The organism is Ruegeria sp. Alg231-54, assembly GCF_900143525.1.
Lineage (GTDB): Bacteria > Pseudomonadota > Alphaproteobacteria > Rhodobacterales > Rhodobacteraceae > Ruegeria.
In genome coordinates, this window is record NZ_FREZ01000001.1 from 100,549 (window position 1) to 125,866 (window position 25,318).

30 protein-coding genes are annotated in these 25,318 nt (G+C 58.0%); 10 read left to right on the forward strand and 20 right to left on the reverse strand.

Going from position 1 to position 25,318, the window contains the following annotated elements; genetic code table 11:
- Positions 1-79 precede the first annotated feature (79 nt).
- The 4 genes from DHN12_RS00530 (at position 80) to DHN12_RS00545 (ending at position 3,946) form a co-directional block, all read left to right on the forward strand.
- On the forward strand, positions 80-1,165 hold the full coding sequence (locus tag DHN12_RS00530; RefSeq protein ID WP_234416518.1) for an ABC transporter ATP-binding protein: 1,086 nt from the start codon (positions 80-82) through the stop codon (positions 1,163-1,165).
- 120 nt (positions 1,166-1,285) lie between these two features.
- Complete coding sequence (surE, locus tag DHN12_RS00535; RefSeq protein WP_108859057.1) at positions 1,286-2,068, forward strand: 5'/3'-nucleotidase SurE; 783 nt, start codon at positions 1,286-1,288, stop codon at positions 2,066-2,068.
- Positions 2,065-2,715 carry a protein-L-isoaspartate(D-aspartate) O-methyltransferase gene (locus DHN12_RS00540; protein ID WP_058271826.1) on the forward strand — a complete coding sequence of 217 codons (651 nt, stop codon included), beginning with the start codon at positions 2,065-2,067 and terminating at the stop codon, positions 2,713-2,715. Before surE ends, DHN12_RS00540 begins: the two co-directional genes overlap by 4 nt.
- Positions 2,716-2,779: 64 nt before the next feature.
- A complete protein-coding gene (locus DHN12_RS00545) occupies positions 2,780-3,946 on the forward strand; it encodes a LysM peptidoglycan-binding domain-containing M23 family metallopeptidase (RefSeq protein WP_108858441.1) in 1,167 nt (388 codons plus the stop codon).
- Between the two features lie 61 nt (positions 3,947-4,007).
- Here the strand turns inward: DHN12_RS00545 and DHN12_RS00550 are convergent, their stop codons facing one another.
- A complete protein-coding gene (locus tag DHN12_RS00550; RefSeq protein ID WP_108858442.1) occupies positions 4,008-4,679 on the reverse strand; it encodes a YafY family protein in 672 nt (223 codons plus the stop codon).
- Between the two features lie 15 nt (positions 4,680-4,694).
- Positions 4,695-5,003, reverse strand: coding sequence for a hypothetical protein (locus DHN12_RS00555; protein ID WP_108858443.1), 309 nt, complete (start codon positions 5,001-5,003; stop codon positions 4,695-4,697).
- A 217-nt stretch (positions 5,004-5,220) separates the two neighbouring features.
- On the opposite strand from DHN12_RS00555, the gene DHN12_RS00560 reads away from it, so the two are divergent.
- The 4 genes from DHN12_RS00560 to DHN12_RS00575 all read left to right on the forward strand — a co-directional run bounded on the left by DHN12_RS00560 (position 5,221) and on the right by DHN12_RS00575 (position 7,732).
- The gene (locus DHN12_RS00560; RefSeq protein ID WP_058271822.1) at positions 5,221-5,436 is read left to right on the forward strand and encodes a twin-arginine translocase TatA/TatE family subunit; all 216 of its coding nucleotides are present in this window, start codon (positions 5,221-5,223) and stop codon (positions 5,434-5,436) included.
- A 6-nt stretch (positions 5,437-5,442) separates the two neighbouring features.
- A complete protein-coding gene (tatB, locus tag DHN12_RS00565; RefSeq protein WP_058271821.1) occupies positions 5,443-5,901 on the forward strand; it encodes a Sec-independent protein translocase protein TatB in 459 nt (152 codons plus the stop codon).
- Positions 5,898-6,773: a twin-arginine translocase subunit TatC gene (gene tatC, locus DHN12_RS00570; RefSeq protein WP_108858444.1), complete on the forward strand. Its 876-nt coding sequence runs from the start codon at positions 5,898-5,900 to the stop codon at positions 6,771-6,773. Before tatB ends, tatC begins: the two co-directional genes overlap by 4 nt.
- A gap of 116 nt (positions 6,774-6,889) precedes the next feature.
- Positions 6,890-7,732 carry an ATP-binding protein gene (locus tag DHN12_RS00575; RefSeq protein ID WP_108858445.1) on the forward strand — a complete coding sequence of 281 codons (843 nt, stop codon included), beginning with the start codon at positions 6,890-6,892 and terminating at the stop codon, positions 7,730-7,732.
- 59 nt (positions 7,733-7,791) lie between these two features.
- Here DHN12_RS00575 and DHN12_RS00580 read toward each other — a convergent pair whose 3' ends face one another.
- The 4 genes from DHN12_RS00580 to DHN12_RS24320 all read right to left on the reverse strand — a co-directional run bounded on the left by DHN12_RS00580 (position 7,792) and on the right by DHN12_RS24320 (position 11,235).
- A complete protein-coding gene (locus DHN12_RS00580; protein WP_108858446.1) occupies positions 7,792-8,436 on the reverse strand; it encodes an SDR family oxidoreductase in 645 nt (214 codons plus the stop codon).
- Between the two features lie 41 nt (positions 8,437-8,477).
- Positions 8,478-8,726 (reverse strand): hypothetical protein, encoded by a 249-nt coding sequence (locus DHN12_RS00585; RefSeq protein ID WP_058271935.1) that lies wholly within the window; start codon positions 8,724-8,726, stop codon positions 8,478-8,480.
- Positions 8,727-8,994: 268 nt separating this feature from the next.
- Positions 8,995-10,518 carry an amidophosphoribosyltransferase gene (gene purF / locus DHN12_RS00590; protein WP_108858447.1) on the reverse strand — a complete coding sequence of 508 codons (1,524 nt, stop codon included), beginning with the start codon at positions 10,516-10,518 and terminating at the stop codon, positions 8,995-8,997.
- A 219-nt stretch (positions 10,519-10,737) separates the two neighbouring features.
- The gene (locus tag DHN12_RS24320; RefSeq protein ID WP_159089938.1) at positions 10,738-11,235 is read right to left on the reverse strand and encodes a hypothetical protein; all 498 of its coding nucleotides are present in this window, start codon (positions 11,233-11,235) and stop codon (positions 10,738-10,740) included.
- Positions 11,236-11,413: 178 nt separating this feature from the next.
- Here DHN12_RS24320 and DHN12_RS00600 point away from each other — a divergent pair, with 178 nt between their 5' ends.
- The gene (locus DHN12_RS00600) at positions 11,414-11,833 is read left to right on the forward strand and encodes a hypothetical protein (protein WP_159089939.1); all 420 of its coding nucleotides are present in this window, start codon (positions 11,414-11,416) and stop codon (positions 11,831-11,833) included.
- A 206-nt stretch (positions 11,834-12,039) separates the two neighbouring features.
- On the opposite strand, the gene DHN12_RS00605 is transcribed toward DHN12_RS00600, so the two are convergent.
- The 8 genes from DHN12_RS00605 to alr all read right to left on the reverse strand — a co-directional run bounded on the left by DHN12_RS00605 (position 12,040) and on the right by alr (position 18,553).
- Positions 12,040-12,639, reverse strand: a complete 600-nt coding sequence (locus tag DHN12_RS00605; RefSeq protein ID WP_108858450.1) for a CvpA family protein — start codon at positions 12,637-12,639, stop codon at positions 12,040-12,042.
- A 39-nt stretch (positions 12,640-12,678) separates the two neighbouring features.
- Positions 12,679-14,040: a DNA repair protein RadA gene (gene radA, locus DHN12_RS00610; RefSeq protein ID WP_058271934.1), complete on the reverse strand. Its 1,362-nt coding sequence runs from the start codon at positions 14,038-14,040 to the stop codon at positions 12,679-12,681.
- Between the two features lie 120 nt (positions 14,041-14,160).
- Positions 14,161-14,943: a DNA repair protein gene (locus DHN12_RS00615; RefSeq protein WP_108858451.1), complete on the reverse strand. Its 783-nt coding sequence runs from the start codon at positions 14,941-14,943 to the stop codon at positions 14,161-14,163.
- 147 nt (positions 14,944-15,090) lie between these two features.
- The gene (locus DHN12_RS00620) at positions 15,091-15,540 is read right to left on the reverse strand and encodes a paraquat-inducible protein A (protein WP_108858452.1); all 450 of its coding nucleotides are present in this window, start codon (positions 15,538-15,540) and stop codon (positions 15,091-15,093) included.
- Positions 15,541-15,544: 4 nt separating this feature from the next.
- Entirely contained in the window at positions 15,545-16,000 is a 456-nt protein-coding gene (locus DHN12_RS00625; RefSeq protein ID WP_108858453.1) for a hypothetical protein, read from the reverse strand.
- Positions 15,997-16,743: an ABC transporter ATP-binding protein gene (locus DHN12_RS00630; protein ID WP_108858454.1), complete on the reverse strand. Its 747-nt coding sequence runs from the start codon at positions 16,741-16,743 to the stop codon at positions 15,997-15,999. Before DHN12_RS00630 ends, DHN12_RS00625 begins: the two co-directional genes overlap by 4 nt.
- Positions 16,740-17,522, reverse strand: a complete 783-nt coding sequence (locus DHN12_RS00635) for an ABC transporter permease (protein ID WP_108858455.1) — start codon at positions 17,520-17,522, stop codon at positions 16,740-16,742. The genes DHN12_RS00630 and DHN12_RS00635 overlap by 4 nt, the downstream gene beginning before the upstream one ends.
- Positions 17,519-18,553, reverse strand: coding sequence for an alanine racemase (gene alr, locus DHN12_RS00640; RefSeq protein ID WP_108858456.1), 1,035 nt, complete (start codon positions 18,551-18,553; stop codon positions 17,519-17,521). Before alr ends, DHN12_RS00635 begins: the two co-directional genes overlap by 4 nt.
- Positions 18,554-18,782: 229 nt before the next feature.
- Between alr and DHN12_RS00645 the strand changes: the two genes are divergently transcribed.
- Positions 18,783-19,325, forward strand: a complete 543-nt coding sequence (locus DHN12_RS00645; RefSeq protein ID WP_199913457.1) for a GNAT family N-acetyltransferase — start codon at positions 18,783-18,785, stop codon at positions 19,323-19,325.
- A 3-nt stretch (positions 19,326-19,328) separates the two neighbouring features.
- On the opposite strand, the gene DHN12_RS00650 is transcribed toward DHN12_RS00645, so the two are convergent.
- The 6 genes from DHN12_RS00650 to DHN12_RS00675 form a co-directional block, all read right to left on the reverse strand.
- Positions 19,329-20,819, reverse strand: coding sequence for a replicative DNA helicase (locus DHN12_RS00650; protein WP_058278098.1), 1,491 nt, complete (start codon positions 20,817-20,819; stop codon positions 19,329-19,331).
- A gap of 225 nt (positions 20,820-21,044) precedes the next feature.
- The gene (locus DHN12_RS00655) at positions 21,045-21,725 is read right to left on the reverse strand and encodes an orotate phosphoribosyltransferase (RefSeq protein ID WP_108858457.1); all 681 of its coding nucleotides are present in this window, start codon (positions 21,723-21,725) and stop codon (positions 21,045-21,047) included.
- 143 nt (positions 21,726-21,868) lie between these two features.
- A complete protein-coding gene (locus DHN12_RS00660) occupies positions 21,869-23,050 on the reverse strand; it encodes an ammonium transporter (RefSeq protein WP_108858458.1) in 1,182 nt (393 codons plus the stop codon).
- A gap of 160 nt (positions 23,051-23,210) precedes the next feature.
- On the reverse strand, positions 23,211-23,687 hold the full coding sequence (locus DHN12_RS00665; RefSeq protein WP_108858459.1) for a CinA family protein: 477 nt from the start codon (positions 23,685-23,687) through the stop codon (positions 23,211-23,213).
- Positions 23,684-24,181, reverse strand: a complete 498-nt coding sequence (locus DHN12_RS00670) for a phosphatidylglycerophosphatase A (protein WP_108858460.1) — start codon at positions 24,179-24,181, stop codon at positions 23,684-23,686. Before DHN12_RS00670 ends, DHN12_RS00665 begins: the two co-directional genes overlap by 4 nt.
- Complete coding sequence (locus DHN12_RS00675) at positions 24,178-25,308, reverse strand: bifunctional 2-C-methyl-D-erythritol 4-phosphate cytidylyltransferase/2-C-methyl-D-erythritol 2,4-cyclodiphosphate synthase (protein ID WP_108858461.1); 1,131 nt, start codon at positions 25,306-25,308, stop codon at positions 24,178-24,180. Before DHN12_RS00675 ends, DHN12_RS00670 begins: the two co-directional genes overlap by 4 nt.
- Positions 25,309-25,318 lie beyond the last annotated feature (10 nt).

Sequence of the window (25,318 nt, forward strand, 5' to 3'; positions counted from 1 at the left end):
CTCTTGCACCTGAGGGGCGGGGTTGTTATCCCCGCCTAAGCCCGATGGAATTGATCGGGAAAGGCAACGGGGCCCATCGGTGACAGAAAACGCTACTCCTCCTCGGTTGGAAATCCGAAATCTGATCGCCCGGTATGAAGGGCGGGTTGTTGTGGATGACGTCTCGCTGACGGTGCGGGCGGGGCAGGTGACCTGTCTGTTGGGGCCTTCGGGCTGCGGCAAGTCGACAACCCTGCGCATGATCGCCGGGGTCGAGATGCAGGAATCCGGTGAAATCTATGTCGATGGCAAGTTGATCTGTGACACAGTGTTTCGTGTGCCGCCCGAACGGCGTGAAATAGGCTTGATGTTTCAGGACTTTGCCCTGTTTCCGCATCTCAGCGTTGCCGACAATGTAGCCTTTGGCCTGAAGGGGCATAAGGACGAAAAACGCGCCCGCGTCGAAGCGCTGCTGCGCAAGGTCGACCTGATGCGTTTCGTCGACGACTACCCGCATCATCTGTCAGGTGGCGAGCAGCAACGTGTGGCACTGGCCCGCGCATTAGCCCCGCGTCCGCGGATCATGTTGATGGATGAGCCTTTCTCGGGCCTCGACAACCGGTTGCGGGACGGCATTCGGGATGAAACGCTTGCGATCCTCAAGGAAGAGGATGCCGCCGTTGTTCTAGTGACGCATGAGCCGGAAGAAGCGATGCGCATGGCGGATGAAATCGCCCTGATGCGGCGCGGTAAAGTCGTGCAACAAGGCGCGCCCTACAACGTCTTTACCCGCCCGGCGGACAAGGCGGCGGTGGCTTTTTTTAGTGATATCAATGTTTTACCATCCAAAGTGAATGGAGCCTTGGCCGAAACGCCATTCGGGCAATTTCTGGCACCCGGCGTTCCGGACAATACAGATGTCGAGATCGTATTCCGCCCACAGCACGTGCGGCTGGACTTTGACCGTAACGGCAAGGGGCCGCTGCCAACACCGACCGACGGCGTTGCCGCGCGGGGCGTGGTCGAGCGGGCACGGTTTTTAGGCAACGAAAGCCTTGTTGAATTTCGGATGGACCATGACGGCTCGATCCTGAGGGCGACGGTGCCCAATGTCTTTGTTCCCAGCCCGGGACGGGTCATGTGGCTGACCATCCGACGTGACAGGTGTTTCGTTTTCCCGGTTTAAGCTGGAAAGCCACAGTTTAGCGCCAAGTGGTGCGCGAAAGCATCAGATTGGACGCGCGCTTTGCTTGCCGCGACGCGGGGGCGGGTCTATCAAGGGCAAAACGCCGGGTGGATGGGGCTTATGCGTATACTTCTGACCAATGATGACGGGATCAATGCCCCGGGGCTGATCGCACTTGAGGCGATTGCCGCCGATCTGGCAGGCCCGGATGGCGAGGTTTGGGTCGTAGCACCTGCGTTCGAACAATCGGGTGTCGGCCACTGCATCAGCTATACCCACCCGATGATGGTCGCCAAGCTGGGCGAACGCCGCTATGCCGCCGAAGGCTCACCCGCTGACTGTGTGTTGGCCGGGCTGCACGACGTCATGAAAGACACGCCGCCCGATCTGGTGTTGTCCGGTGTGAACCGCGGCAACAACTCGGCCGAGAACACGCTGTATTCTGGCACGGTGGGTGGGGCGATGGAAGCCGCCCTGCAGGGTATTCCTGCGATTGCCTTGTCGCAGTATTTCGGGCCGCGCAACCTGGGTCTGGATGATCCTTTTGAGGCTGCAACGCGTTACGGGGCCGACCTCGTGCGGCGAATTCTGAAAGCAACGCCTGAAGAGCAGGGCGATTACCGCCTGTTTTACAACGTGAATTTCCCGCCCGTCCCAGCGGATGAGGTTCTGGGAACGCGCGTCGCGCCGCAGGGTTTTCGCCGGGATACCAATTTCTCGGTTGAACCGCACAGTTCGCCCTCCGGTCGGCGGTTCCTGTGGATCAAGGGCGGCTATCAGCACAATCCGACAGCACCCGGAACCGATGCGGCGGTTAACCTTGGGGGCTACATCTCGGTCACACCGATGCGTGCGGACCTGACAGCCCATGACGTTCTGGGACAACTGAAGTCGGTCGAATGAGCGGACTTGATCCAGAAACAACCATGCAATTCCTTTTTGCCCTGCGGTCGCGCGGCGTAACGGATGCGCGCGTTCTGGCCGCGATGGAACAGGTCGACCGGGGCCGTTTCGTCAAAGGTCTGTTCGCCGAGCGAGCTTATGAGGATACACCGCTGCCGATTGCCTGTGGCCAGACGATCAGCCAGCCTTCGGTGGTGGGGCTGATGACACAGGCTTTGGATGTGCGCCCCCGTGACACGGTGCTGGAGGTTGGTACGGGCTCGGGCTATCAGGCGGCGGTTCTGTCCAAGCTGGCGCGCCGGGTCTATACGGTCGAACGTCATAAACGTCTGGTGCGCGAAACCGGCGAGCTATTTCGCGAATTGGGGATGACCAATGTGACGGCGATGCTGTCGGATGGGTCGTTCGGTTTGTCGGAACAAGCCCCGTTTGATCGGATTATTGTGACCGCTGCTGCCGAGGACCCGCCCGGGCCGCTCTTGGCGCAGCTCAAAATCGGCGGTATCATGGTTTTGCCGGTGGGACAGTCGGATGCGGTTCAGACCCTGATCCGGGTCAGACGCACTGAGACCGGCCTGGACTATGATGAATTGTTGCCCGTTCGGTTCGTGCCCCTGCTAGAAGGGCTTGGCAAAGACGGAGCGTAAGGAAATATTATCGCGATAAGCGCTGGAACCCCGGACAACAGGGGCAGGCGGTGAGGACAGTAAAATGAGAGCAGTTTCCAAATCAGCAGTCGCAGCAGGTGTTGCGTCTTTGACGTTCCTCGCGGGATGCGAAGGCCCCATAGATTATGACCTGCGAGGCAATGTCGGCGGGTTTTCCACGGCCGATGCGGCGCAGGCAGCCACTGCCAACCGGCCTGCACCGGATGCGCGTGGTGTAATCACCTATCCCAATTATCAAGTGGCCGTTGCGCGCCGGGGCGATACGGTCGGCGATATCGCTGCCCGGGTTGGATTACCGGCAGCGGAAGTCGCGCGTTTTAACGGATTGCAAGCTGCGGACCAGCTGCGTGATGGCGAAGTGGTCGCCTTGCCCCGTACCGTCAGCACGGCCAGCTCTGTCGATATCGCGACAATTGCAGGCACTGCGATTGACGCAGCTCCGGCGGATGGGTCGGTGCGCACATCGACGCTGGAACCGGCACAACCAACCGCCGCGCCTGCACCAGCCCCTGCGCCGGTGGGACCTGAGCCCATTCGCCACAAGGTCAAACGCGGCGAAACCGCGTATACGATCGCGCGCCTATATAACGTGCCGGTCGACGCTCTGGCCGAGTGGAACGGGCTGGGGTCTGACTTTACCGTCCGCGAAGGTCAGTTTCTGCTGATTCCCATCAAGAACCAGGCAGCACCCCGTCAGGAAGCTGCCGTTGCAACCGTTCCTGCGACCACGATCACCCAACCGGGGCAGGGCTCGCCCACGCCGACCCCGCCCAGTGCGACGCAACCGCTGCCGGATGAAGATATCAAGCCGGCAGAACCCGCGCCGGACGTGACCGCCGAAGCACCCACAACGCAAAGCAATTCGGCGCTTGGCCTGCCGGTCACAGGAACGATCATCCGCACCTATAAAAAGGGCTCGAACGAAGGAATCGACATTGCGGCCTCGCCGGGTAGCCCGGTTAACGCTGCCGCTGCGGGTACTGTTGCCGCAATCACGGCAGACGCGGATCAAGTGCCGATCATTGTGGTAAAGCACAACAGCGACTTGCTGACCGTCTACGCAAATGTCGAAAACATCACCGTGAAAAAGGGTGCTCGCGTCAAGCGCGGCCAAAAGATCGCCTCCTTGCGCGGCGGCGACAATGCCTACGTCCATTTCGAGGTGCGTAAAGGGTTCGAATCTGTCGATCCGGAACCCTATCTGCGGTGAGGGTTATGGCCCCGAGCGGGATGTGCCTTCTGCCAGAGTATTCGAGAGAAGACGAGACCTGTCAGGCGTGCGGATCATAATCGCTAAGGCTCTTGCCGGGCTCGTCTGCGAAGACCTCGGGCAGGGGCAAGATTGTTTCGATCAGGTCTATGCGAAAAACACGGAACCCCTGACGTAGCTCGCACCATGCCGTCAGGGTCCAGACGCGCCCCCAGTATTCCATGTGCAGCGGGCGTATGACCCGATCAGTCAGAACGCCGTCGATCCGACGGTAAGACAGACGGAGTTTCTGGCGGGATTTGATGGCGGCGCGGATCGGGGCCATATGCGCCAGCCCACGTGCCGCATCGGCAAAGGGATAGACTGCAAATTTCCAACTGTCAGCCTCGGCCACTACCTGCGTGGGCAACACGGCATCGATCTTGTCGGCCAGCGACGTGGCTGCGGCCTTGAGGTCGGGGTCTGCGGCTTCCGCCACGATGGCCATGCCGAGGTTCAACGCCTCAAGCTCGGCAGGGGTCAGGTTCAGCGGGGGCAGGGTGATCTGCTCGCGCACCATGTAGCCCACGCCGCGTTCGCCCTCGACCGGGACGCCCGAGGCAACCAGCGTATCCATGTCGCGATAGATGGTGCGGACCGACACCTCAAGCCGGTCCGCGATGTCCTGCGCACGGTGAAGTTTACCGTCGCGCAGGATCTGGATGATATCGAACAGCCGGTCAGAGCGGCGCATAGGATGTCCTGCGTGTCATGACGCTCCGATGGCCCAATGGATTGCATCGTGGCGCATAGTGACAGTGTCCGGCGCGATTGCGGCCATGACCGCGGGGGCGAAGTCCTGCTTGGGAAAGGCAGCGGCGGCGGATTGAGCGCAATCCATGTCTGCCCAGATGACGGTGTCGGTCCAAAGCCCGTCATCCCCTGCGCTGAGGCGCCGAAAGACAAAGCCATCTGCGTTCCGAACAAAGGATTCGGTGCCTTTCATGATGTTCACGAAATCCTCCTTTGTTACATCGGCCGCGAGTTTGAAGGTTACGGTTTCTGCGATTTGTGTCACGTCATGCTCCTGTTTTGATGGGACAGGGCCGTTCTACGTGCTCTCAACTGACATAAACCTGTCAGTTGAGAATTGCGAGTCCTCAAAAATCGCGTGATCCGTTCATTTTTGGGCACAGAACCGGGCCGACACGCTTTTGCGATGGACCGCCCGCGCGTAAACACGGTGCCAGATCACATTCCCGGCGCGCTTGCGCCGACTTCAAAGGAGAAGAGACATGCTTAACAATATCGGACTTCCCGGTCTTCTGCTGATTGCCGTTGTGGTGCTGGTGCTGTTTGGCCGCGGCAAAATCAGCTCGCTTATGGGCGAAGTGGGCAAAGGCATCACCTCGTTCAAGAAGGGCGTCAAAGAAGGTGCGGACGAGCTGGAGCAGGACGCGTCCGAGGTGGCCAAAGACGTCACGCCCGAGACAGACAAAGACAAGGTCTAAGCGCAGATGTTTGATCTGGGCTGGACCGAGCTTCTGGTCATCGGCGTTGTTGCCCTGATCGTTGTGGGGCCAAAGGATCTGCCGGTATTGTTCCGCAATGTCGGCCGCTGGGTTGGCAAGGCCCGTGGCATGGCGCGCGAGTTCAGCAGCGCCATGAACGAGGCAGCGGATCAGGCGGGCGTGAACGAGATCAAGAAGGGTCTGAATGCGGCCACCAATCCTGTGAACACCGCCATGGACGGCGTCAAAGAAGCCGCACAGGAAATGGCCAAGAGCATGGACCCGACCAAGTTCGACCCCGACAGCGAAACCGGCAAGCTGGCTGCTGAACGTGCTGAGCAGGCCAAGAAGATTCAGGCCTCGACCGCACGTGCCGCTGCCGAGCGTAAGGCCAAAGAAGCTGCGGATGCGCTAGCCAAGGCTGAAGAGGCCGAAGCCGCGCTGAATACTGAAAGCAAGACATGAGCAATACCGACGAGATCGAAGACAGCTCGGCCCCATTGATCGAGCATCTGGCAGAACTGCGCACGCGGTTGATTCACTGCGTCGTGGCGTTCCTGATCGGGATGATAATCTGTTTCACGGTCGCTACGCCGCTGTTTAACTTCCTGACGAATCCCTTGTGTCAGGTACTTGCTGATCGCGGACAGGATTGTGGACTGATCTTCATCTCACCGCAGGAAGGTTTCTTCGTCGCCATCAAGGTCTCGCTGCTGGGCGGCTTCATACTGGCGTTCCCCTATATCGGGATGCAGATGTGGCGGTTCGTGGCACCAGGCCTGTACCGGACAGAAAAGAATGCGTTCCTGCCGTTCATGCTGGCGTCGCCGTTCATGTTCCTGCTGGGGGCAAGCTTTGCGTTTTACGTGGTCACGCCACTAGCTTACGACTTTTTCCTGGGCTTCCAGCAGTTTGGAGCGGAAGGCGAGGCAGTGGTTGACGGCACCGCGACAGCGCCGCTGAGCGTGGTCTTCCAGGGCTCCGCACAGGAATACCTGAACCTGACGATCAAGTTCATCGTGGCCTTTGGGCTGTGTTTCCAGCTGCCGGTTCTATTGACCCTGATGGGCAAAGCCGGGTTGGTAACTGCCGAAGGTCTGGGGGGCGTGCGTAAATACGCTGTGGTTGCCATTCTGGTTCTGGCCGCGCTGGTGACACCGCCTGACGTGATCACGCAGGTCATCCTGTTCGTGGTCGTCTATGGGCTGTACGAGATTTCGATCTTCCTGGTCGCACGTGTTGAGAAGAAGCGCGAGGAACAACTGCGCGCCGATGGATACTATGACGACGAAGAAGAAGCGGATGAAGAGATCATTCAGGAAGAAGAAGGCAAGTAATCCTGATGATCGGTAACAATCAGGCGCGCCCGTTGGGGCGCGCCTTTTTTGTGCGCGGCTCTTGTTGCGCCCGGCGGAACATGGTTTGAAACCAGCAAAACCGACCGGAGGCGCCCATGAACGACCAAGCCCTGAACCGTATCGCTGACGCCTTGGAACGCATGGCACCGGCCCCATTGGCCGCGCCCGACTTCACAGCAGCCCCGGCTTTTGTCTGGCAAGTCGAGCCGGACCGGCTGGAGCCGGTCAAACAGGTCAACCGTGTCGATCTGGACCTGCTGGTGGGCATCAACCGCTCACGCGATACGTTGCTGGACAACACGCGCCGCTTTGCGGCCGGGTACAAGGCCAACAACGCGCTGTTGTGGGGCGCACGGGGCATGGGCAAATCCAGCCTCGTGAAAGCTGTCCACGGTACGTTGCAGGCGGAATTTCCTGACCTCAAACTGGTCGAACTCCAGCGCGAAGATATGGGCTCGGTCGCGCGCCTTCTCAACCATCTACGCGCCGCTCCGCACCGGTTCATCCTTTTCTGTGATGACTTGTCCTTCAGCCACGATGACCAGCATTACAAGTCCCTCAAGGCGGTGCTGGACGGAGGCATCGAGGGCCGCCCCGAAAACGTTGTTTTCTACGCGACGTCGAACCGCCGTCACCTGATGCCGCGGGACATGATTGAAAACGAACGCTCCAGCGCGATCAATCCGTCAGAGGCGGTCGAGGAAAAAGTCTCGCTCTCTGACCGGTTCGGCCTGTGGCTGGGCTTCCACCCCTGCGATCAGGATGAATATCTTGCGATGATCGATCGGTATTGCGCGGCTCATGGTGTGTCCGTCGACGCCGATATCCTGCGCGCCGAGGCCATCGAATGGCAAGCCACCCGGGGCGGACGCTCGGGTCGCGTGGCATGGCAGTTCTTTGTCGATCTGGCTGGGCGCAACGGCGTACATATCGCGTAGACCGCCCGCTACATCTGGCCAAAGTATCCCCACCGGAGGCATGGCCTAAAGGGCTATTCCTACAATAGCGTCAGAATTCGGGCCGCCTCATCCGCAGGGCTGGTCAACACATCGCGGTCTTCGCCGGGGTGGAACCGAGCGCGCACAGCCGTGGGCATTGGCGCGGGTTCCATGATCGACACGCGCGGACCCGTGCGTTCTGTCTCCACCGCCCAGCTGCGGGCAAGCGCCAATTGCGCGGCCTTAGTTGCTCCATAGATGCCATAGAACTTCTCACCCGCTTTGGGATCGTCAAAAAACACCGCATGGCCGCTGTCGCCCAACAGGGGCGCGATATACGGGATCAGAACCGACGTGGCTGTCGCGTTGATGTTGACCGCCTTCGTCCATTCCTTGGGGTCCACGAAATGCACAGGCGTCAGGGCCGAGGTGTGGACTGCAGTGTGCATCCACAGATCAACTTTGCCCCATCGGTCATGGATTCCCCGGCACAGGGTCGCCATGGCGTTCGGGTCCGCGATGTCCATCGGCGCAAGCGTGGCCGCGCCACCTTTGGCTTTGATCCGGTCGTCTAACTCTTCCAGCCCACCAGTGGTGCGGGCAACGGCGACGATGTGATACTCGGGTGCCAGAGCTTCGGCCAGGGCAGCACCCAAACCGCGCGAGGCCCCGGTGATGAGGGCAATTTTGGTCTGATCGGTCATAAGGGCGGTTTGAACCCATGCGCGCAGGGCGTCAAGGCAGATTAACTTCCGGGGATGACGATCCGCTTGGTCTGGCCGCTTTGTCGCAGCATGACGCCTTCGTCATCAATGGCAATCACTGTGCCCGAGGACACCCGACTACCGGGCTTGACCTCTTTGACCCGGCCTGACGACAGGCGCACCAACGCACGCATGTCAGCTTTTGGACCAAAGACTCCCAGCACAGAGACTGAGTTCTTCTTTAGCGCGCCCGTCTGTGTGGCCGCGTTTTTGACGTTGGCGTTTGACATGATTTCCGGCCTGGCCACGTTGGCCTGACCCCTTGTTTTATGAGTGGTTCGGCAAATGCGCTATCAAACGAAGGACAGGAACTAAAGAGGCGGGGATTGCGCGATAGCGCGGCTGAATAGCTGCGTCGCCGAAGTTCCTGCAATTGCGGTTTCTTCATCGAAAAGTTGTGCGCGAAAACCAACCGATCAGGCGTGGCCCATACGTGAAAAGGCCCGCATCGCAATTGCGAAACGGGCCATCACTGCAATCTGATTCGGGGGCGTATTCTTAGCCGGACGCCAGTTTGGCCGCATTCCAGGACCCGCCGGGCACCTGCATGTCCTGCTTTTTCTTGCTGACCCGGCTGCTGTTTTCGAGGCTGTCCAGATAGTCTTCGCTGACGCTGCCGGTGATGTAGTTACCGTCAAAGCACGAGCAATCGAAGGATTCGATATCCGGGTTACCTTCCTTGGCGGACCAAATCAGGTCATCGAGATCCTGATAGAAAAGGGCGTCTGCGCCCAGCTCCTGCCGGATATCCTCAATGTTCTTACCGTTTGCGATCAACTCATGTTTGGTGGGCATGTCGATTCCGTAGACGTTGGGGAATTTCACCGGTGGCGAGGCGCTGGCGATGAAGACCTTCTTGGCCCCGGCTTCGCGGCACATCTGAACGATTTTTTTGATCGTGTTGCCGCGCACGATGGAATCGTCGATCAGCAAAACGTTGTGGCCTTTGAACTCCAACGGAACAGCGTTCAGCTTGCGGCGCACGGATTTCTGCCGCTCTTCCTGACCGGGCATGATGAATGTGCGGCCTACATAGCGGTTCTTGACCAGACCCTCACGGTAAGGAATGCCCGTTGCTTTCGCGACCTCAAGCGCCACAGGGCGCGCGCTGTCCGGCACAGGAATGATGCGGTCGATCTCAAGGCCCGCAGCCTCAATCTGGCGCGCCAACGTCTGGCCCATACGCATCTGGGTTTTGTAGACCGAAACACCATCCAACAGCGAATCCGGACGGGCCAGGTAGACGTATTCAAAGATACAGGGGGTAAGTTGGCCTTCAACCGCCTGGAACGTGTGCATGTTACCGTCGAGGTCAATCAGGATGGCCTCACCCGGTTTCACATCGCGCAGCTTTTCAAATCCGTTGATACCGAAGGCGACATCCTCGGACGCAAAGGCATAGTCGTCGCCGTCCCCATCCACATCGCGCTTGGCAACCGACAGGGGGCGAATGCCGTAGGGATCGCGGAACGCCAGCATACCAACGCCGGCCACCAGACAGATCACTGAATAGGCACCCTGAACGCGTTCCATCGTCATCTTCACACCGGCAAAGATGTTGCGGATCGGTTCGGCGTTGCCATTGACCTTGATCGCGTCGGCCACTTTGTCCGCCAGAACATTCAGCATAATCTCGGAATCCGACGTGGTGCGCAGGTGGCGGCTGTATTTGGCGGTAACTTTCTCGCGCTGCTCGGCGGTGTTGGTGATGTTGCCGTTATGGACCAGATAGATGCCATAGGGCGCGTTGACGAAGAACGGCTGCGCCTCAGCCGCGCTAAGCGATCCGGCCGTAGGATAGCGCACATGCCCCATACCGACCTGTCCCAGCAGGGTCTCGGCGTCACTGGCGTTAAAGACGTCTTTGACCAACCCGTTGGCTTTCTTCTCACGGAAGAATTCGCCGGTATAGGTCACAATCCCCGAGGCATCCTGACCCCGGTGCTGCAACATCAGCAGCCCGTCATAGATTTCCGCAAAGACATCATGTGTCCTGCTTGCGATCCCTAAAATGCCACACATGTACGGGCTCCAATTTCCATGACGTGTTTATGTTGATTAGGTGTGCGGGTCGGACCGTCTGGACCGCGGCATCTGTACGCATTGTCGCCCGGTCGGTTGGCGGCGCACACACGCCAGCGTCGTAAGGGCAAGCGCGTAATAAAACAGATACAGCAAGATCGGCAGCTCCGATTCCATGTCAGTTCGCCACTCACATAATGCCTAAGCGCGCCTGTGTCATCAAAGGATCACATTCGCGATTTGACGCATGCGGATTTTGCCGAAAACAACATGAAAAGGTGGCAGGGACCGTAGGCTTGTGCTGTCATGGTCGACATAGTGAGTTTTTGACAATGACAAAGGTTCGATCGGGTAATCGCCATGTGGCAGCACAAACAAGGAAACAAAAAAGAAGAGCCGGTAAAGCGCCGGTGTCACCGATGCAGGGGCATGGGGCGGGCACCCTGTCAGATCTGTAATGGATCGGGGGAGGTTATCAAAAGCCGCGACATTCACGGGAAGCCAATTTTCAACCGTTGTGACGGCTGTTTTGGTTTGAAGATGATCAGATGCACCGTTTGTGCAGGTGAAGGGTTCGTCTGAGCCTGAAGACTTCCTAAGCAAAAAAAACCGGCTGTGGCTGCGAACCAGTACCCTTTTTTGTCGAAACGAGATCTCGAAAACTCTTGAGCTAATTGTTTTTGTTCTGGGCTCTGGCAAGCGGATATCCGGTGACACTGGTCAAGCGTCCGGAATGGGACCGGATTAGACGTGAGACCCTTCCACAGTGCGCCATCAGCGTCAGTTTTTGGCGGTTTTGTGGCATTATGATACAATTGTAGCGTTGAGACTTTCTGGTAGCTCAACGGGGAAAGTAGTTATTTTAATCTCGGATTTGTCGAAAAGGATGTGTTTCATGTCTTACGGACTTTGTAATTTTGAACTCAAAAGTGTGCGTTCAATTCTGGGCATAGCAGTCATTGCAGCAGGCTTTGGAGCCATGACGTCGACAACAGCGTTTGCGCAGGTGTTCATGACTCAGGAAGAACTTCTTGCCACAATACTTGGTGGCCAGTTGTCTGGCGTCTCTAACAATGACGGAAAGACGCCGTGGGTTCAGGCATACAGCAAGGCAACAAGCAAGAAGAACGGCAAACTCAACGGGCTTTGGGACGGTAAGGACAAATACACGGGGGACTGGTTCGTCAAGGACGATCAGTGGTGTGAGAAAGGGAATTGGGGGCAAAAGTGCTGGAGCGTCGAACGTATCGGCGCAAACGAGTTTCGGATCTACGAAAACGGACAACCGAAAAAGAACACTTGGAAACTCAAGTAGAAGTGCGTTTTTTAGGAGGGCTTTGATCGGGATATGTGGGTTTTTTTGAAGACCCGGCAAGACACCAAAGAAGTTCTTGATGACAACCGTTCAGCGAAAGATCTTCCAGACAATTACAAAAGCACGGGCACAAACGAATACGAGCCGCCGGCAACGCGGCGGCTCGTTTCAACAATTGCAGCATGGGTCGGACCCGTGCCAGGCATTTATTCCGTAGTCGCAGGGGCCGTCAGATCCTCGGCCGGTGCAGAACCTTCCGCGCAGCTGGCGACCAGTTCTTCATATTGGCGGGTGACCCAGCCAAGAGCCGCTTCGGGGTTCTGTTCTTCGATCTTGTCGCTGAACTGCTCGAACACCTTGGCCGAGCGGCTTTCGTCCACGATCGTATAGGACTGACCAGTCATTACCGTATCATAGACAAAGAATGCGATGGCAACCAACAGGATGCCGCGGGCGATGCCGAAGAAGAAACCAAGTGCCTGATCCAGACCGCCCAAAGCAGATCGCTGGACGATCGAAGAAAACAGGGGCGTAAAGATGCTGACAATAATAAGTGCAACTGCGAACACCGCAGCAAAGCCCGTGATGACCGACAATTCGCAGCTGTCGCGCAGGAAATCCCCAACAACCGGGATCTCTTTGACCAGTGGCACTGCTTGGGGCGCAAAGATAAAGGCCAGCACTGCGGCTGCGACCCAGCCTGCGATGGCCAGAACCTCACGTAAGAAGCCGCGCGAATAGGCAAGAATGCCTGAAACGACGACGATCAGGGCAACGACCCCGTCAATTATTGTAAAACCTTCCATGGCCCTCGCCTGTTTTTTTCTGCCCCTCAGGGGGCGACTTTAACCTGCTCCGAAGGTTTCGCCAACAAACCCAACCAAATCAGAGGGTCGGGTGAGTGTCAGACCTGCCACAGTACCGGTTTTGCCGCCCGCCGGAGCGATTGCCGATGTGAAACCAAGTTTTTGGGCTTCTTTCAACCTGTTTTCGGTCTGCGGGGCCGGTCTAAGTGCCCCAGATAACGAGATTTCTCCGAAAACAACGGTATCTGCAGGCAGGGCTGTGTCTTCTCGGGCACTCAACAGGGCTGCTGCAACGGCCAGATCTGCGGCGGGTTCACCAATTTTCAATCCGCCAGCGACATTGAGGTACACATCGAGACCTGCAAAAGGGATGCCGCAGCGTGCTTCGAGCACGGCGAGGATCATTGCCAACCTCCCACTGTCCCAACCGACAACGGTCCGGCGTGGTTGTGAATGTGGGGACGGGGCCACAAGCGCTTGTAATTCAACCAAAACGGGGCGTGTGCCTTCGATCCCGGCAAACACGGCCGATCCGGGGCTTGGTTTGCCGCGCTCGGACAGAAACAAGGCCGAAGGGTTGGTCACCTGTGCCAGCCCTTTGCCAGTCATTTCGAACACGCCAATCTCGTCGGCAGGACCAAAGCGGTTCTTGACCGCCCGCAGGATGCGGAACTGATGGCCGCGCTCGCCTTCGAAGTATAGGACTGTGTCGACCATATGTTCGACCACGCGGGGACCTGCGATTTGGCCTTCTTTGGTGACGTGGCCGACCATGATGATTGAAACACCGTGTCGTTTCGCAAACGTGGTCAATTCATGCGCCGCGGCACGGACTTGTGACACCGAGCCCGGTGCGCTGTCCACATTGTCGGCCCACATAGTCTGAATCGAGTCGATGATGGCCAGACCGGGTTTCTCTGCCTCAAGCGTCGTCAGAATGTTCCGCAGGTTGGTTTCGGCGGCCAGTTGGACCGGTGCGTCCTCTAGCCCCAGACGGCGCGCGCGCATGCGCACCTGAGCGCTGGCTTCTTCGCCAGACACGTAAATCGTCTTGACGCCAGCACGTGCAAACCGCGCTGCGGCCTGTAACAGCAACGTCGACTTGCCTATACCTGGATCGCCCCCAACCAGCAGGGCCGAGGCCGGGACCAGACCGCCACCCAAAACGCGGTCCAGCTCTTCTACGCCACACAAGGTGCGCGGCGGCGGTGTTTCCTCGGTCGACAAGTCCGTGAGTGTAATGGACTGGCCACGTTTGCCGCCGAGGGATTTCTTTGCCGGGCCAGCCGAAAGAGGCACGTCTTGCGTGATTGTGTTCCATTCACCGCAGCCGTCGCACCGACCGGACCACCGGGAATGCGTTGCGCCACAGGCCGAGCAGGAGAAAGTTGTCTTTGCCATTCGGCCTTGGTGCCCGAGCGCGGGCCGTTCTTCAAGCCCTAGCAGGGCTTTCATCTCTGCCGATGGCGCGCCGCGTCCTCAGGCCCGATGGGCCATCGTTCCCGGCGGGCGCTGTCGCGCCTATTCGGCGGCGCGGGGCGGCGACATTGCTATGACGCTCGATTTCTTGGGATCGCGGTCGTCGACGGGCGATTGAAGCTGTGCCGACAATTCGGGCAGCAGTTCAAACAGTTCGTCCCGCAAACGCGCCAGCTGCGATTTGGCAATGGATTCTTCCATCTCGATATCGTGGGTCCATTGGCGCAGCTCATGCTGGATGACCTGCGCTTCTTCGATCCGCTTCTGGAACGTTTCGATCTCTTCCTGACGTTGCTGCAAGAACGTGCGGGCGCGGCTGACACGTGCATCGCCATAGGTTTCTGCCAGCTCTTGGCTGATATGGCTCATCTGTGCGGCCAGCTCCAGGATTTCGGGTTCGAGTGATTGCAGGTCGGGGTGGTGGCGCAGGAAGGCCATCCTTTCCTTAACTGCGTCGAATTCCGAGGACAGCAGAAACGTTTCGCCGCGATCCGCTGAATGAGCCAAGTGGTAGGCCTGAGCCACGTCATACATGTTCAATGAGAACTTACGATGTGACGTTTCAAGCGCCATCATCCGGGCATTAGCGGGCAGATAGAACGCCAGCATGAGAATCAGCACGGTCAGGCCGATCTGGATATACATGCCCGCGTCCATAGCCGGATCGTTGCCAAAACCGGCCTGCATGGACAGCCAGGGCAGTACCCCCAAGGCGGATAAAAGACAGGCACCGACCAGGAACAATGCCGCAGTGCAAATGAGGAAAAAAGTCAGTCGTAAAAAGGCATTCTGAAATTGCAATGTGATGTTGTGGAGGGCAGTCATCTTAGACGAACTCCTTTTGAAACCGGAACACACCAGCCCAAAGCGGGGAACATCTAACACACACAGAATGATCCGCTCAGGACCGAAACTACAAAAATTCTCTGCTCGAAATATAAAGATGATACTCAGATAAGCGTTTTCAATCAATTACGTCTGAGGATTTCGTGATCTGCGTGTCATTTCGGTAATGTGGCCCAATGCAAGCGAGGCCAGAATGCACGCCGTAAACAGGTAAAGACCCCACGCGGTTTCGATGGTGGCGTAAGAGATACCCTTGGCCAGCGTGATGTAAAGCGCGATGAGGAAAATGTCGGCCATAGCCAGTTTCCCGAGGATGTTGAGTGCGGGTTGGACGCGTGGGTCCAGCATGTCCCATTGGATCAGGGCGGTACCGATTGTTTTGATATAGGGCGCAAACAGGGCGAAGATGGTGACGATCAGTGCAAGAAAGACGTCTGATTTCCACAGCGACTGCAGGCCGGTGATGACGCTGATCTCGCTGAGGCCGAAGATCGGCAGGAACCCCGCGCGCATCAGTGGGGCGAACCACGCGATGGGGTAGAGGATCAGGAGCGAGAGGGTAGCGAGGCGTAGCATGGCTTCATATTTTTTGGGTAACAACGAATAATAGTCCAATCAGAAAACTCGCGAAATCGAGTTTCCATGGTCGGCCTGTCCAGTCGTGCAAGAATTGCTTACGTAAAAACAGCCCTAATCCGAAAAAGGAAAAACCTAGTGCAAAATTTAGCGCTGGGATCTGAGCATTCCTTACCCAGACCAAACCAAAGTACGCCATCGCAATAAGAAAAACCGTGAGTAGCGACAATAGGACGGGGTTCTTAGTTTTGACCACTTTGTCTGGAGCCTCTCCAACGTCCCAACCGAATTGCTGGCGGTGAATGTGCGCTTGGGCTTGGGCGTATTTGACTTTTGAAGCGAGAGACTTTCCAAATGCAGGAAAGGCGCCCGATGTTGAAACCCCCAAACCAGTTAAATAGGCGAGGCCTAAAAGCCTTACAATGTTCGAAACCTCAAGAATGCTCGAGCTACTTATCACCGCACCGCCTCAATCGGCCCTTCCGCACTCCCGCTGATAAACTGCTCGACATAAGGGTCGCCCGAGGCATCCATCTGGCTGACCGGGCCGGTCCATTGGATGACCCCTCCGTGCAACATGGCCACGTTGTCCGCAATCGCACGGACCGAGCTCATGTCGTGGGTGATGGTCATCGCGGTAGCGCCCATCTCGGTCACGATCTCGCGGATCAGATCGTTGATGACGCCGGACATGATCGGGTCAAGGCCGGTGGTGGGTTCGTCGAAGAAAATAATCTCGGGCTCGGCCGCGATGGCACGGGCAAGGCCCACGCGCTTCTGCATTCCACCCGACAGTTCGGACGGAAAGCGGTCGGCCACGTCGGATTTCAGGCCCACGCGGCGCAGTTTTTCGATGGCGATCTCACGCGCGTACTCGGCTGGGCGTTTCAACGGACCGCGCAGCAGACGGAAGGAAACGTTTTGCCAGACGGGCAGGGAATCGAACAGCGCCGCGCCTTGAAACAGCATTCCGAAGCGGGCCAGAAATTTATCACGATCGCCCTTGGCCGCGTCCTTACCGTTTACGTAGATCATCCCACTATCGGGTTTGATCAGGCCCAGAATGCACTTCAGCGCCACGGACTTACCGGTGCCCGAACCACCGATGATGACCATCGAGGTGCCCTTGGGGATCTCAAGGCTCATGCTCTGCAGAACCTGATTGTCGCCAAAGGCTTTTGCTACGTTCTCCATCCTGATCATACCGAGAAGAACACCCCTGTGAGAATGAAGTTGGCGGCCAGGATCATGATCGCGGCGGATTCGACCGAGGACTTGGTCGCGCGGCCAACGCCTTGCGCACCGCGTCCTGAATTCATGCCGTAATAACAGCCCATGATGGCTGCGATCAATCCAAAGGCCGCGCCTTTGACCAGCGATGACACGATGTCCTTGGTTTCAAGGAAATTGACCGTGTTTTGCAGGTACGTCGCCGCATTGAAGCCCAGATTTTGGGTCGCAACCACATAGCCGCCCGCGATGCCGATGATATCACCGATACCGACCAGTAAGGGCACAGTGATGAGTGCGGCCAGAACCCGCGGCGCGGTCAGGTATTTCATCGGGTGGGTCGACAGGGTGACCAGCGCGTCGATCTGCTCGGTCACTTTCATCGTAGCGATTTCTGCTGCAATGGATGAGGTCACGCGCGCGGCGATCATAAGGCCAACCAGCACCGGCCCAAGTTCGCGCACCATGCCGATGGCAACGATCTGGGGTACCACGGCCTCGGCGTTGAAACGCGCGCCGCCCGCATAGATTTGCAAGGCCAGCGCACCACCGGTGAAGATTGCGGTCAGGCCAACAACCGGCAGCGACAGCCAGCCCACATTCATCAGGGCAACGGCAAACTCGCGCGGATAATAGGGCGGCCGAAAGATGTGTGAGATCGCGTCCAGCGCGAAAATTCCCACCTTGCCAAAGTTGGCAAGCATGGACAGGACAGCACGGCCCAAGCCACCCAGCGGGGCCAAGGGGTTCATTCCACGTATCCCCGGGAATAGCGCGCGCCCAGCGACGTCAGGATTTCATATCCGATGGTGCCGGCGGCTTCGGCCAGGTCGTCGACTGTTTGATGTCCGTTCAGAATGCGCAGGCGTTCGGGATCTTCGGGCAGATCGGTGACGTCAACCGTGATCAGGTCCATCGAGATGCGTCCGACAACGGGGCAGGGCTGGTTGCCAAAAAACACGTCGATCCCACCACCGATGGCGCGGTGCAAACCATCAGCGTAACCGGCGGCAACGGTTGCAATGCGAGAGGGACGACGCGCGATCCAGCTGTTGCCGTATCCGACCGTCTCACCGACGTCGACAGGGCGGACTTGGACAACAGGTAGGTCGATCGCGACAACGGGCTTCGCGTCGGCAAAGGGCATGCCGCCGTACAGGCCGATGCCGGGGCGGCAGAAGTCAAAGTGGAACTCGGACCCCAACATCGTACCACCCGTAGCAGCCAGAGAACGGGGGGCAGTCACGCCATCTGTCATCTCGCGGAAGGATTTCAACTGCTGTTGGTTCATCGGGTTATCAGGCTCATCCGCGCAGGCCAGATGTGACATAACTACCACCGGGTTATTGGCCTCCATCTCGGGCCGCAGTTCAGCCCAGTCTGCGGGCTCAAGCCCAAGGCGGTTCATGCCACTGTTTAATTGGACCCCAAAAGGGCGATCCGGCATAGCCTGCCGGAGCCTCTTATACTGTTCCGGCGAATTGATCAAAGGGATCAGATTATCTGCATAATGTAGCCCATTGTCCCCTTCCATGAAACCAGAGAACACGAAAATCTGCGGCTTGGGGCCTACCGCCTCGCGCACAGCGGCGCCTTCTTCGGCGGCGGCGACAAAAAATTGGCGAACCCCTTCTTCAGCCAGGGTCGCAGACACTGGCCCAGCTCCAAGCCCATAAGCGTCAGCTTTGACAACTGCTCCGGTTTCGACTTTCGTTTTTGCGTCCAGTGCCCGCCAATTGCTGGCAAGCGCATGAAGATTGATCGTTAAGTGTGCAGTACCCATGGAGTGTTCATGACATTGGATTGCCGCAGGTCAAGGGGGTAAACAGCAATTCGTGAGGAGATTTTGCGAGTGCTGGGCAGCTTCTAGCCGCTATCGCAGGGACAATGGCGGTTTTCCTGACTTTTAGGAGTATTACTGTTGCCTCGACATTGTATCCGCCACGTATTCAACGAATGTTTTATAAGTAAATCGTTTACTCAGAACCGGACGATGAAGTGAGAGGAATTCTATGCTGAAAATGACCTGGGACTACAATGCGTATGCGACCGAACTGCCTGAACTGTTTCGCGACGTATTCACGGCATCTGAGGGTAAAGAAGAGGGAGCAGTGATCAGTGCGCTGGTCGGCGATCTGTTGGAGACGACGGACAGAGATGACCTGCACGCCGCCATTGCCGATGATGGTCCCCCAGTGCTGGGTTGCATCCTGTTTTCGCGGCTGCGCTTTGACCAAGACCCGCGACAGGTGTTCCTGATGTCACCGGTTGCCGTGCGTACGGATTGCCAGAAGGCAGGGATTGGGCAGCGGCTGATCGCGTTTGGGTTGGACGGGCTGCGCCGTGACAAAGTGGATTTTGTGGTGACTTACGGCGATCCGAACTACTACGGCAAAACCGGGTTTTTTCCGATTTCAGAAAAAGTCGCCCAATCTCCTCTGCCGTTAAGCCATCCGCACGGGTGGTTGGGGCAATCGTTGACAGGGACTGAGATGGCGCCTTTCAAGGGGCCATCTCACTGTGTCAGTGCATTCAACAAACCCGAGCTGTGGTGAGGGTTAATAACCCTCAATCTGTCCGTCCTGTTGCCAGGGTTTGACCAGATTTCCAAAACGGGTGAACTGCGCCTCGAACGAGAGGTCGACCGTGCCGATGGGACCGTGGCGCTGCTTGCCGACAATGACTTCGGCCTTGCCGTGCAGACGCTCCATGGCTTGCTTCCACTCTTCCATCTTTTCAAGTTCGTGATCGCCGGGCTTTTCGCGTTCCTTGTAGTACTCCTCACGGTACACGAACATCACCACGTCGGCGTCCTGTTCGATCGAGCCTGATTCCCGCAAGTCGGACAGTTGTGGGCGCTTGTCGTCGCGGTTTTCAACCTGACGCGAAAGCTGGGACAGGGCGATCACCGGAATTTGCAATTCCTTGGCGATGGCTTTCATGCCCATCGAAATTTCGGCAATTTCGTTGACGCGGTTTTCGGCCATTCCCCTGCACAGCTGCAGGTAGTCGATAACGAGCAGGTCCAAACCATGTGTCCGTTTCAAACGGCGTGCCCGAGCCGCCAACTGCGAAATCGGCAGGGCGGGCGTGTCGTCAATGAAAAGCGGGCAGGCTTCCAGTTCCTTGGCCGCGTCGACAAAGCGGCGGAACTCGGACTCGGTCATGTCACCCTGGCGGATCTTATGGGATGAGATTTCGGAGGCTTCGGCCAGAACTCGGCCTGCCAGCTGTTCGGCACTCATTTCCAATGAGAAAAAGCCAACGACACCGCCGTCAACCGCGCCCTCTGAGCCGTCTGGTTTCAGCCCACGTTTGTACGCCTTGGCGACATTGAATGCCACGTTGGTCGCCAGAGAGGTTTTTCCCATCGACGGACGACCGGCAAGAATGATCAGGTCAGACGGGTGCAAGCCACCCAGTTGTTTGTCCAAGTCGGCCAGACCGGTGGAAATCCCTGCCATGCCACCACCGCGCTGGTAAGCTTCGTTGGTGACGTTGACGGCTTCTGTGACCGCCTTGAGGAAGGATTGAAATCCCTGTTCGGTCTGGCCCTGCTCGGATAACTGATAAAGCTGTTGCTCGGCTTCGACGATTTGTTCTTTTGGTTCGCTGCTGATGTCGACCCGCGCTGCCTTGTCCGAGATATCGCGGCCCAGGCGGATCAGCTCGCGCCGGATTGCCAGATCATAAATCATCTGGGCATAGTCATGCACCGCAAAGGCGCTGATCGATGCGCCTGCCAGTTTGACCAGATAGGCCGGGCCACCCAGTTCCTGCAGGCCCTCATCCTCGGCCATGAAGGATTTTAGAGTCACCGGCGAGGCCAGTGCATTCTTAGCAATCCGGGTCGAGGCGACCTCATAAATCCGGGAGTGAACCGGGTCATAGAAATGCTCGGCCCCGATGATTGAAGCGACCCGATCATAAAGATCGTTATTGGTCAGGATCGCACCCAGAAGCTGCTGTTCGGCCTCAATGGAATGCGGCATGGTTTCGGCGTTCTGAATCCGAGCTGCTGCCTGCTCGATGCTGCTTATCTCGTTCATTTTGTCCCCGCTGCCCTGCGGCGCTTTCTACACGCTATTTTGGCGTGTCGGCTATCTGGAAATACCTGTGGCTAACTATGGATAAAGCCTTGGGATAACTTTCCTGACAGTTTGGATACCTGTGTATGCGTAGCTTATTATGTAGGAATTGGGGAAAAAGTCACCAGATATCGTGGCCGGTCGACCGATTCTTCTGGGCTTATCCCCAATCTGTCCACAAGAGGTTCACGTGGATTTATTTGCTTCCTGCCAGCCACGCGGGTCTTTCAGGAAGGCTTCGACACCGTCAAGTGTTTCCTGATCAAAGGCTTTCTGCGCTTTGGCCTCGGCCAGAACATCCCACCATGTGCACAGGTGATGCAATTGGATGCCGTGGTCGCCTAAGGTTTTTTCGGTCTCGGGGAAGATGCCATAGTAGAAAATGACCGCCGTGTGCCCACAAGTGGCACCTGTTTCGCGGATCGCATCCACGAAGGACAGCTTGGACCCGCCATCGGTGGTCAGATCCTCGACCAGCAGAACGCGCTCACCTTCGCTCATCGCGCCTTCGATACGGGCATTGCGGCCATAACCCTTGGGCTTTTTGCGCACATAGGTCATCGGCAGCGCCATACGTTCGGCGACCATAGCGGCGAATGGGATGCCCGCGGTCTCACCGCCAGCGATATTGTCGAATGCCTCAAACCCGGCATCTCGCATCACGGTGACCGTCAGGAAATCCATCAGGGTCGACCGTATGCGCGGATACGAGATCAGCTTGCGGCAGTCGATATAGGTCGGGCTGGGCAAGCCGCTGGCCAGTGTGAACGGCTCACGCGAATTGAAATGGACGGCCTTGATCTCCAGCAGCATCCGCGCGGTCAGGCGGGCGATTTCGGTGCTATCGGGGAAAGAGCTGGGGATCATGGTGCAACCTCGGGACAAAATGACGTTGCGGGCTGATAGCCTGTCCCCCGTCCCAGAGTCGAGAGGGGTGTGCGCAAAAGAAAAGCGGACCTCACGAAGAGGCCCGCTTTGGCCCTTGCGGGCAAGAGGCAGCCAAGGTGGGCTTAGCTGCTCATGTCATAGGCACGCTCGCCGTGTACCGAAAGATCGAGCCCGTTTGTCTCGGTTTCTGCATCTACGCGAAGCGGGGTGATCAGCGCAACCACCTTGATCAACACAAATGTGACAACTGCCGTAAAGACACCTACGATGACCAGCCCGCCCAACTGCGCGGTCCAGGCACCCAGGCCGAACACAGCGATCATGATGGTGCCAAAGATGCCGCCTACGCCGTGCACCGCGAACACGTCCAGAGTGTCGTCGATGTTCAGCTTGTTACGGATGATATTTACGGCCTCCTGACACAGCACACCTGCTACGGCACCGATGATCAGCGCCTGAACCGGATCGACATAGCCTGAGGCCGGAGTGATCGAGGCCAGACCCGCAATGGTACCTGTAACCAGGCCCACCATCGAGGCTTTGCCGTATTTGACACGTTCGTACAGCGCCCACGTCAGCGATGCGGTTGCAGCTGAGATATGCGTAACAGTTATCGCCATTGCGGCACCGCCATCTGCCGCCAATTGCGAACCGCCATTGAAGCCAAACCAGCCAACCCACAGCATCGCAGCGCCGATCATGACATAGCCCGGATTGTGCGGCGGGGTTGTGCGGTTGCGGCGCGGGCCAAGCGCCACAGCGATGATCAGCGCGGCCAGACCTGCCGTTTCATGCACCACAATGCCACCTGCAAAGTCACGTACGCCGATCTCACCCAGAATGCCGCCATCGGTCAGAATGCCGCCGCCCCAGATCCAGTGGACGACAGGTGCGTAACACAACAGCATCCACAGGCCCGAGAAGATCATGACAAACCCGTAACCCACACGTTCGACATATGCGCCGATGATGAGGGCGGGGGTGATGATTGCAAAGGTCATCTGGAAGGCAAAGAACAGAACCTCGGGCAGGGTGCCCGACAGGCTGTCGACGTCAACTCCGTTCAGGAAGGCTTTGCCCAGACCGCCCCACAGACCCGATCCGCCGTCACCAAATGCGATCGAGTATCCGGCGATCAGCCACAGGATGCTCATCAAACAAGCGATGCTGAAGCAGTGCATGAAAACGCTCAGCACGTTGCGGGCGCGCACGAGGCCGCCATAGAACAGGGCGAGGCCCGGCAATGTCATGAATAGGACCAGTGCAGTTGCAACTATGATCCAGGCGGTATCGGCTCCATTCATCAGCCGGTCTCCTCTGTGGCGTCTTCAGCTTGCGTGGCTGGCGTTGAAGCGGAGAGAGGGCGGGGAAAAAAGAGGCAGAGGGCGTTTTTGACGCCTGTTTTAAGGGCCTTTTGTGAACCGGTGACTAAATGAGCGCCAAAATGAGTGGAGTGCTAGATTATTAAGCAATTGACGAAAGGCCGTGCGACAACAGGTCCAAGGCATGATCGCGGGCGGTCAGCCGCACCTTGTCACGCCCCAACGCCCCGAATTCCACGGTTTCGGTTATCGTCTTCTGCCCGTCCACTGCCAATCCAAAGCACACGCGGCCTTCGGGTTTGAATTCGGATCCACCTGGACCCGCGATGCCGGTGATGGACACAGTCAATTGCGCGTCTGAATTCCTCAACGCGCCATCGGCCATCTCTTGCGCCACTTCCTCGGACACCGCGCCATGAGTTTCCAGCGTTTCGGGCTGCACACCCAGCATCTGCTGCTTGGCTTCATTGGTGTAGGTGACAAACCCGCGATCCACCACGGCCGAGCTGCCTGGAATATCCGTCAGTGCGGCAGCGACCATGCCGCCGGTGCAGCTTTCGGCTGTCGCGATCATCACGCCTTGCGACTTGGCGCGGTCAAGCAAAGCGGCGACATTCATAGGCCCAGAACACCGTGTGAGATGCCGGCGAGAACCAGAACGCCGATCCCGGCAAAGACGCCGGCGATCACATCGTCCAGCATCACACCCATCGCGTCACCTTTGCGGTCAGCCCAACCCACCGGGCCGAGTTTCGTGATGTCGAACAGGCGAAACAGAAGGAAACCTGCGATCCAGCCGGGCCAAAGGGCTGTGATATCAATTCCATGCGCCCAAGATGGGTAGGAAATGGCCCAAAGCGCGATGAACTGCCCGGCTACTTCGTCGATGACGATTTCGGACGGGTCGTGATCTTCCTGCCCAGCAGTCATGACTTTGGTTGCCCACAGGCCACCGACAAAAACGGCCACAGTGGCGAGTACCAGCAAGGGAAAACCGCCCAGCGTATGCAGAACCCAGGCCAGGGGCAGGGCGGCCAGAGATCCCCATGTTCCGGGTGCCGGGCGCAGATATCCGACGCCGCAAACCGTCCCGATCAATCGCGCGGCGTTCATGACTTCACCAGGCAAGCTGTGGCCAGCGAGGCGATGCCTTCGCTTCGCCCGGTAAAACCAAGGCGTTCGGACGTGGTCGCCTTGACCGAAACCTGATCGACGCGCAACCCCATGATGCGCGCCATTTCTGCACGCATCGCGGGTGCGTGCGGACCGATCTTGGGGTATTCGCAGACCAGCGTGCAATCGACATTTGAGATGCTGTAACCCATCTGGACCGACAACTCGACCGCGTGGTGCAGGAATATCTCGCTTGCGGCGCCCTTCCATTGCGGGTCCGTGGGCGGAAAGTGCTGGCCAATATCGCCCTGCGCCAGCGCGCCATAGATTGCATCAGTAACCGCATGCATGCCGACATCCGCATCCGAATGGCCCTGCAGCCCCCGGTCATGCGGAATCTTAACCCCGCACAGGATTACGTGATCTCCGTCACCGAACCGATGCACGTCGTATCCGTTGCCCAGCCTTACATCCATTTCTTTTCCCAATATGCGTTCCGCCCGGGCAAAATCCTCGGGTCCTGTGATTTTGATGTTATCGGCATCGCCTGGCACGATCACCACGTTCATGCCAGCGGCGCGGGCGACCTCGACATCGTCCGCCGCGCCGCCAGAATGGGCCGCGTGCGCCGCGACAATCGCGTCATAGCGAAAACCCTGTGGGGTCTGCGCCGCAAATAAACCCGTCCGGTCCTGCGTTCCGGTCACTACGGCTTCGTTACCGGTCCAAAGCGCATCTGTGACGGCCAGACCGGGTGCTGCAGCCTCATGCTTGGTCAGGGTGTTTAGGACGTCTGTAATAGTCTGGCTGCTTACGCAGGGGCGGGCGACATCGTGAATCAGGACATGTTCGATCCCCAGCCCATCCAATGCATCCAGCCCGTTCCGCACTGACCCGGCGCGATCGCTGCCACCTTTTGCTAGCAGCAGATCAGAGCCTAAAAACTCGTCCCAGGCGGTCTGATCATCCACGGACAGCACCAGAACAATATGGTCGACCTGATGGCGAAACCGGTCGATGGTCCAGTCCGCAACCCGACGCCCGGCCAATGGTCGCCATTGCTTGGGGATGCCGCCTCCGGCGCGCAACCCGCGTCCTGCGGCGACGATGATGGCGGCGGTGGTCATTGGGCGAATT

Coding starts and splice junctions, on each gene's coding strand:
- surE (WP_108859057.1), top strand. CDS start 1,286: ATGCGTATACTTCTGACCAATGATGACGGGATCAATGCCCCGGGGCTG.
- DHN12_RS00540 (WP_058271826.1), top strand. CDS start 2,065: ATGAGCGGACTTGATCCAGAAACAACCATGCAATTCCTTTTTGCCCTG.
- DHN12_RS00545 (WP_108858441.1), top strand. CDS start 2,780: ATGAGAGCAGTTTCCAAATCAGCAGTCGCAGCAGGTGTTGCGTCTTTG.
- DHN12_RS00550 (WP_108858442.1), bottom strand. CDS start 4,679: ATGCGCCGCTCTGACCGGCTGTTCGATATCATCCAGATCCTGCGCGAC.
- DHN12_RS00560 (WP_058271822.1), top strand. CDS start 5,221: ATGCTTAACAATATCGGACTTCCCGGTCTTCTGCTGATTGCCGTTGTG.
- tatB (WP_058271821.1), top strand. CDS start 5,443: ATGTTTGATCTGGGCTGGACCGAGCTTCTGGTCATCGGCGTTGTTGCC.
- tatC (WP_108858444.1), top strand. CDS start 5,898: ATGAGCAATACCGACGAGATCGAAGACAGCTCGGCCCCATTGATCGAG.
- DHN12_RS00575 (WP_108858445.1), top strand. CDS start 6,890: ATGAACGACCAAGCCCTGAACCGTATCGCTGACGCCTTGGAACGCATG.
- DHN12_RS00580 (WP_108858446.1), bottom strand. CDS start 8,436: ATGACCGATCAGACCAAAATTGCCCTCATCACCGGGGCCTCGCGCGGT.
- DHN12_RS00585 (WP_058271935.1), bottom strand. CDS start 8,726: ATGTCAAACGCCAACGTCAAAAACGCGGCCACACAGACGGGCGCGCTA.
- purF (WP_108858447.1), bottom strand. CDS start 10,518: ATGTGTGGCATTTTAGGGATCGCAAGCAGGACACATGATGTCTTTGCG.
- DHN12_RS00600 (WP_159089939.1), top strand. CDS start 11,414: ATGTCTTACGGACTTTGTAATTTTGAACTCAAAAGTGTGCGTTCAATT.
- DHN12_RS00605 (WP_108858450.1), bottom strand. CDS start 12,639: ATGGAAGGTTTTACAATAATTGACGGGGTCGTTGCCCTGATCGTCGTC.
- radA (WP_058271934.1), bottom strand. CDS start 14,040: ATGGCAAAGACAACTTTCTCCTGCTCGGCCTGTGGCGCAACGCATTCC.
- DHN12_RS00615 (WP_108858451.1), bottom strand. CDS start 14,943: ATGACTGCCCTCCACAACATCACATTGCAATTTCAGAATGCCTTTTTA.
- DHN12_RS00620 (WP_108858452.1), bottom strand. CDS start 15,540: ATGCTACGCCTCGCTACCCTCTCGCTCCTGATCCTCTACCCCATCGCG.
- DHN12_RS00630 (WP_108858454.1), bottom strand. CDS start 16,743: ATGATCAGGATGGAGAACGTAGCAAAAGCCTTTGGCGACAATCAGGTT.
- DHN12_RS00635 (WP_108858455.1), bottom strand. CDS start 17,522: ATGAACCCCTTGGCCCCGCTGGGTGGCTTGGGCCGTGCTGTCCTGTCC.
- alr (WP_108858456.1), bottom strand. CDS start 18,553: ATGGGTACTGCACACTTAACGATCAATCTTCATGCGCTTGCCAGCAAT.
- DHN12_RS00645 (WP_199913457.1), top strand. CDS start 18,783: ATGCTGAAAATGACCTGGGACTACAATGCGTATGCGACCGAACTGCCT.
- DHN12_RS00650 (WP_058278098.1), bottom strand. CDS start 20,819: ATGAACGAGATAAGCAGCATCGAGCAGGCAGCAGCTCGGATTCAGAAC.
- DHN12_RS00655 (WP_108858457.1), bottom strand. CDS start 21,725: ATGATCCCCAGCTCTTTCCCCGATAGCACCGAAATCGCCCGCCTGACC.
- DHN12_RS00660 (WP_108858458.1), bottom strand. CDS start 23,050: ATGAATGGAGCCGATACCGCCTGGATCATAGTTGCAACTGCACTGGTC.
- DHN12_RS00665 (WP_108858459.1), bottom strand. CDS start 23,687: ATGAATGTCGCCGCTTTGCTTGACCGCGCCAAGTCGCAAGGCGTGATG.
- DHN12_RS00670 (WP_108858460.1), bottom strand. CDS start 24,181: ATGAACGCCGCGCGATTGATCGGGACGGTTTGCGGCGTCGGATATCTG.
- DHN12_RS00675 (WP_108858461.1), bottom strand. CDS start 25,308: ATGACCACCGCCGCCATCATCGTCGCCGCAGGACGCGGGTTGCGCGCC.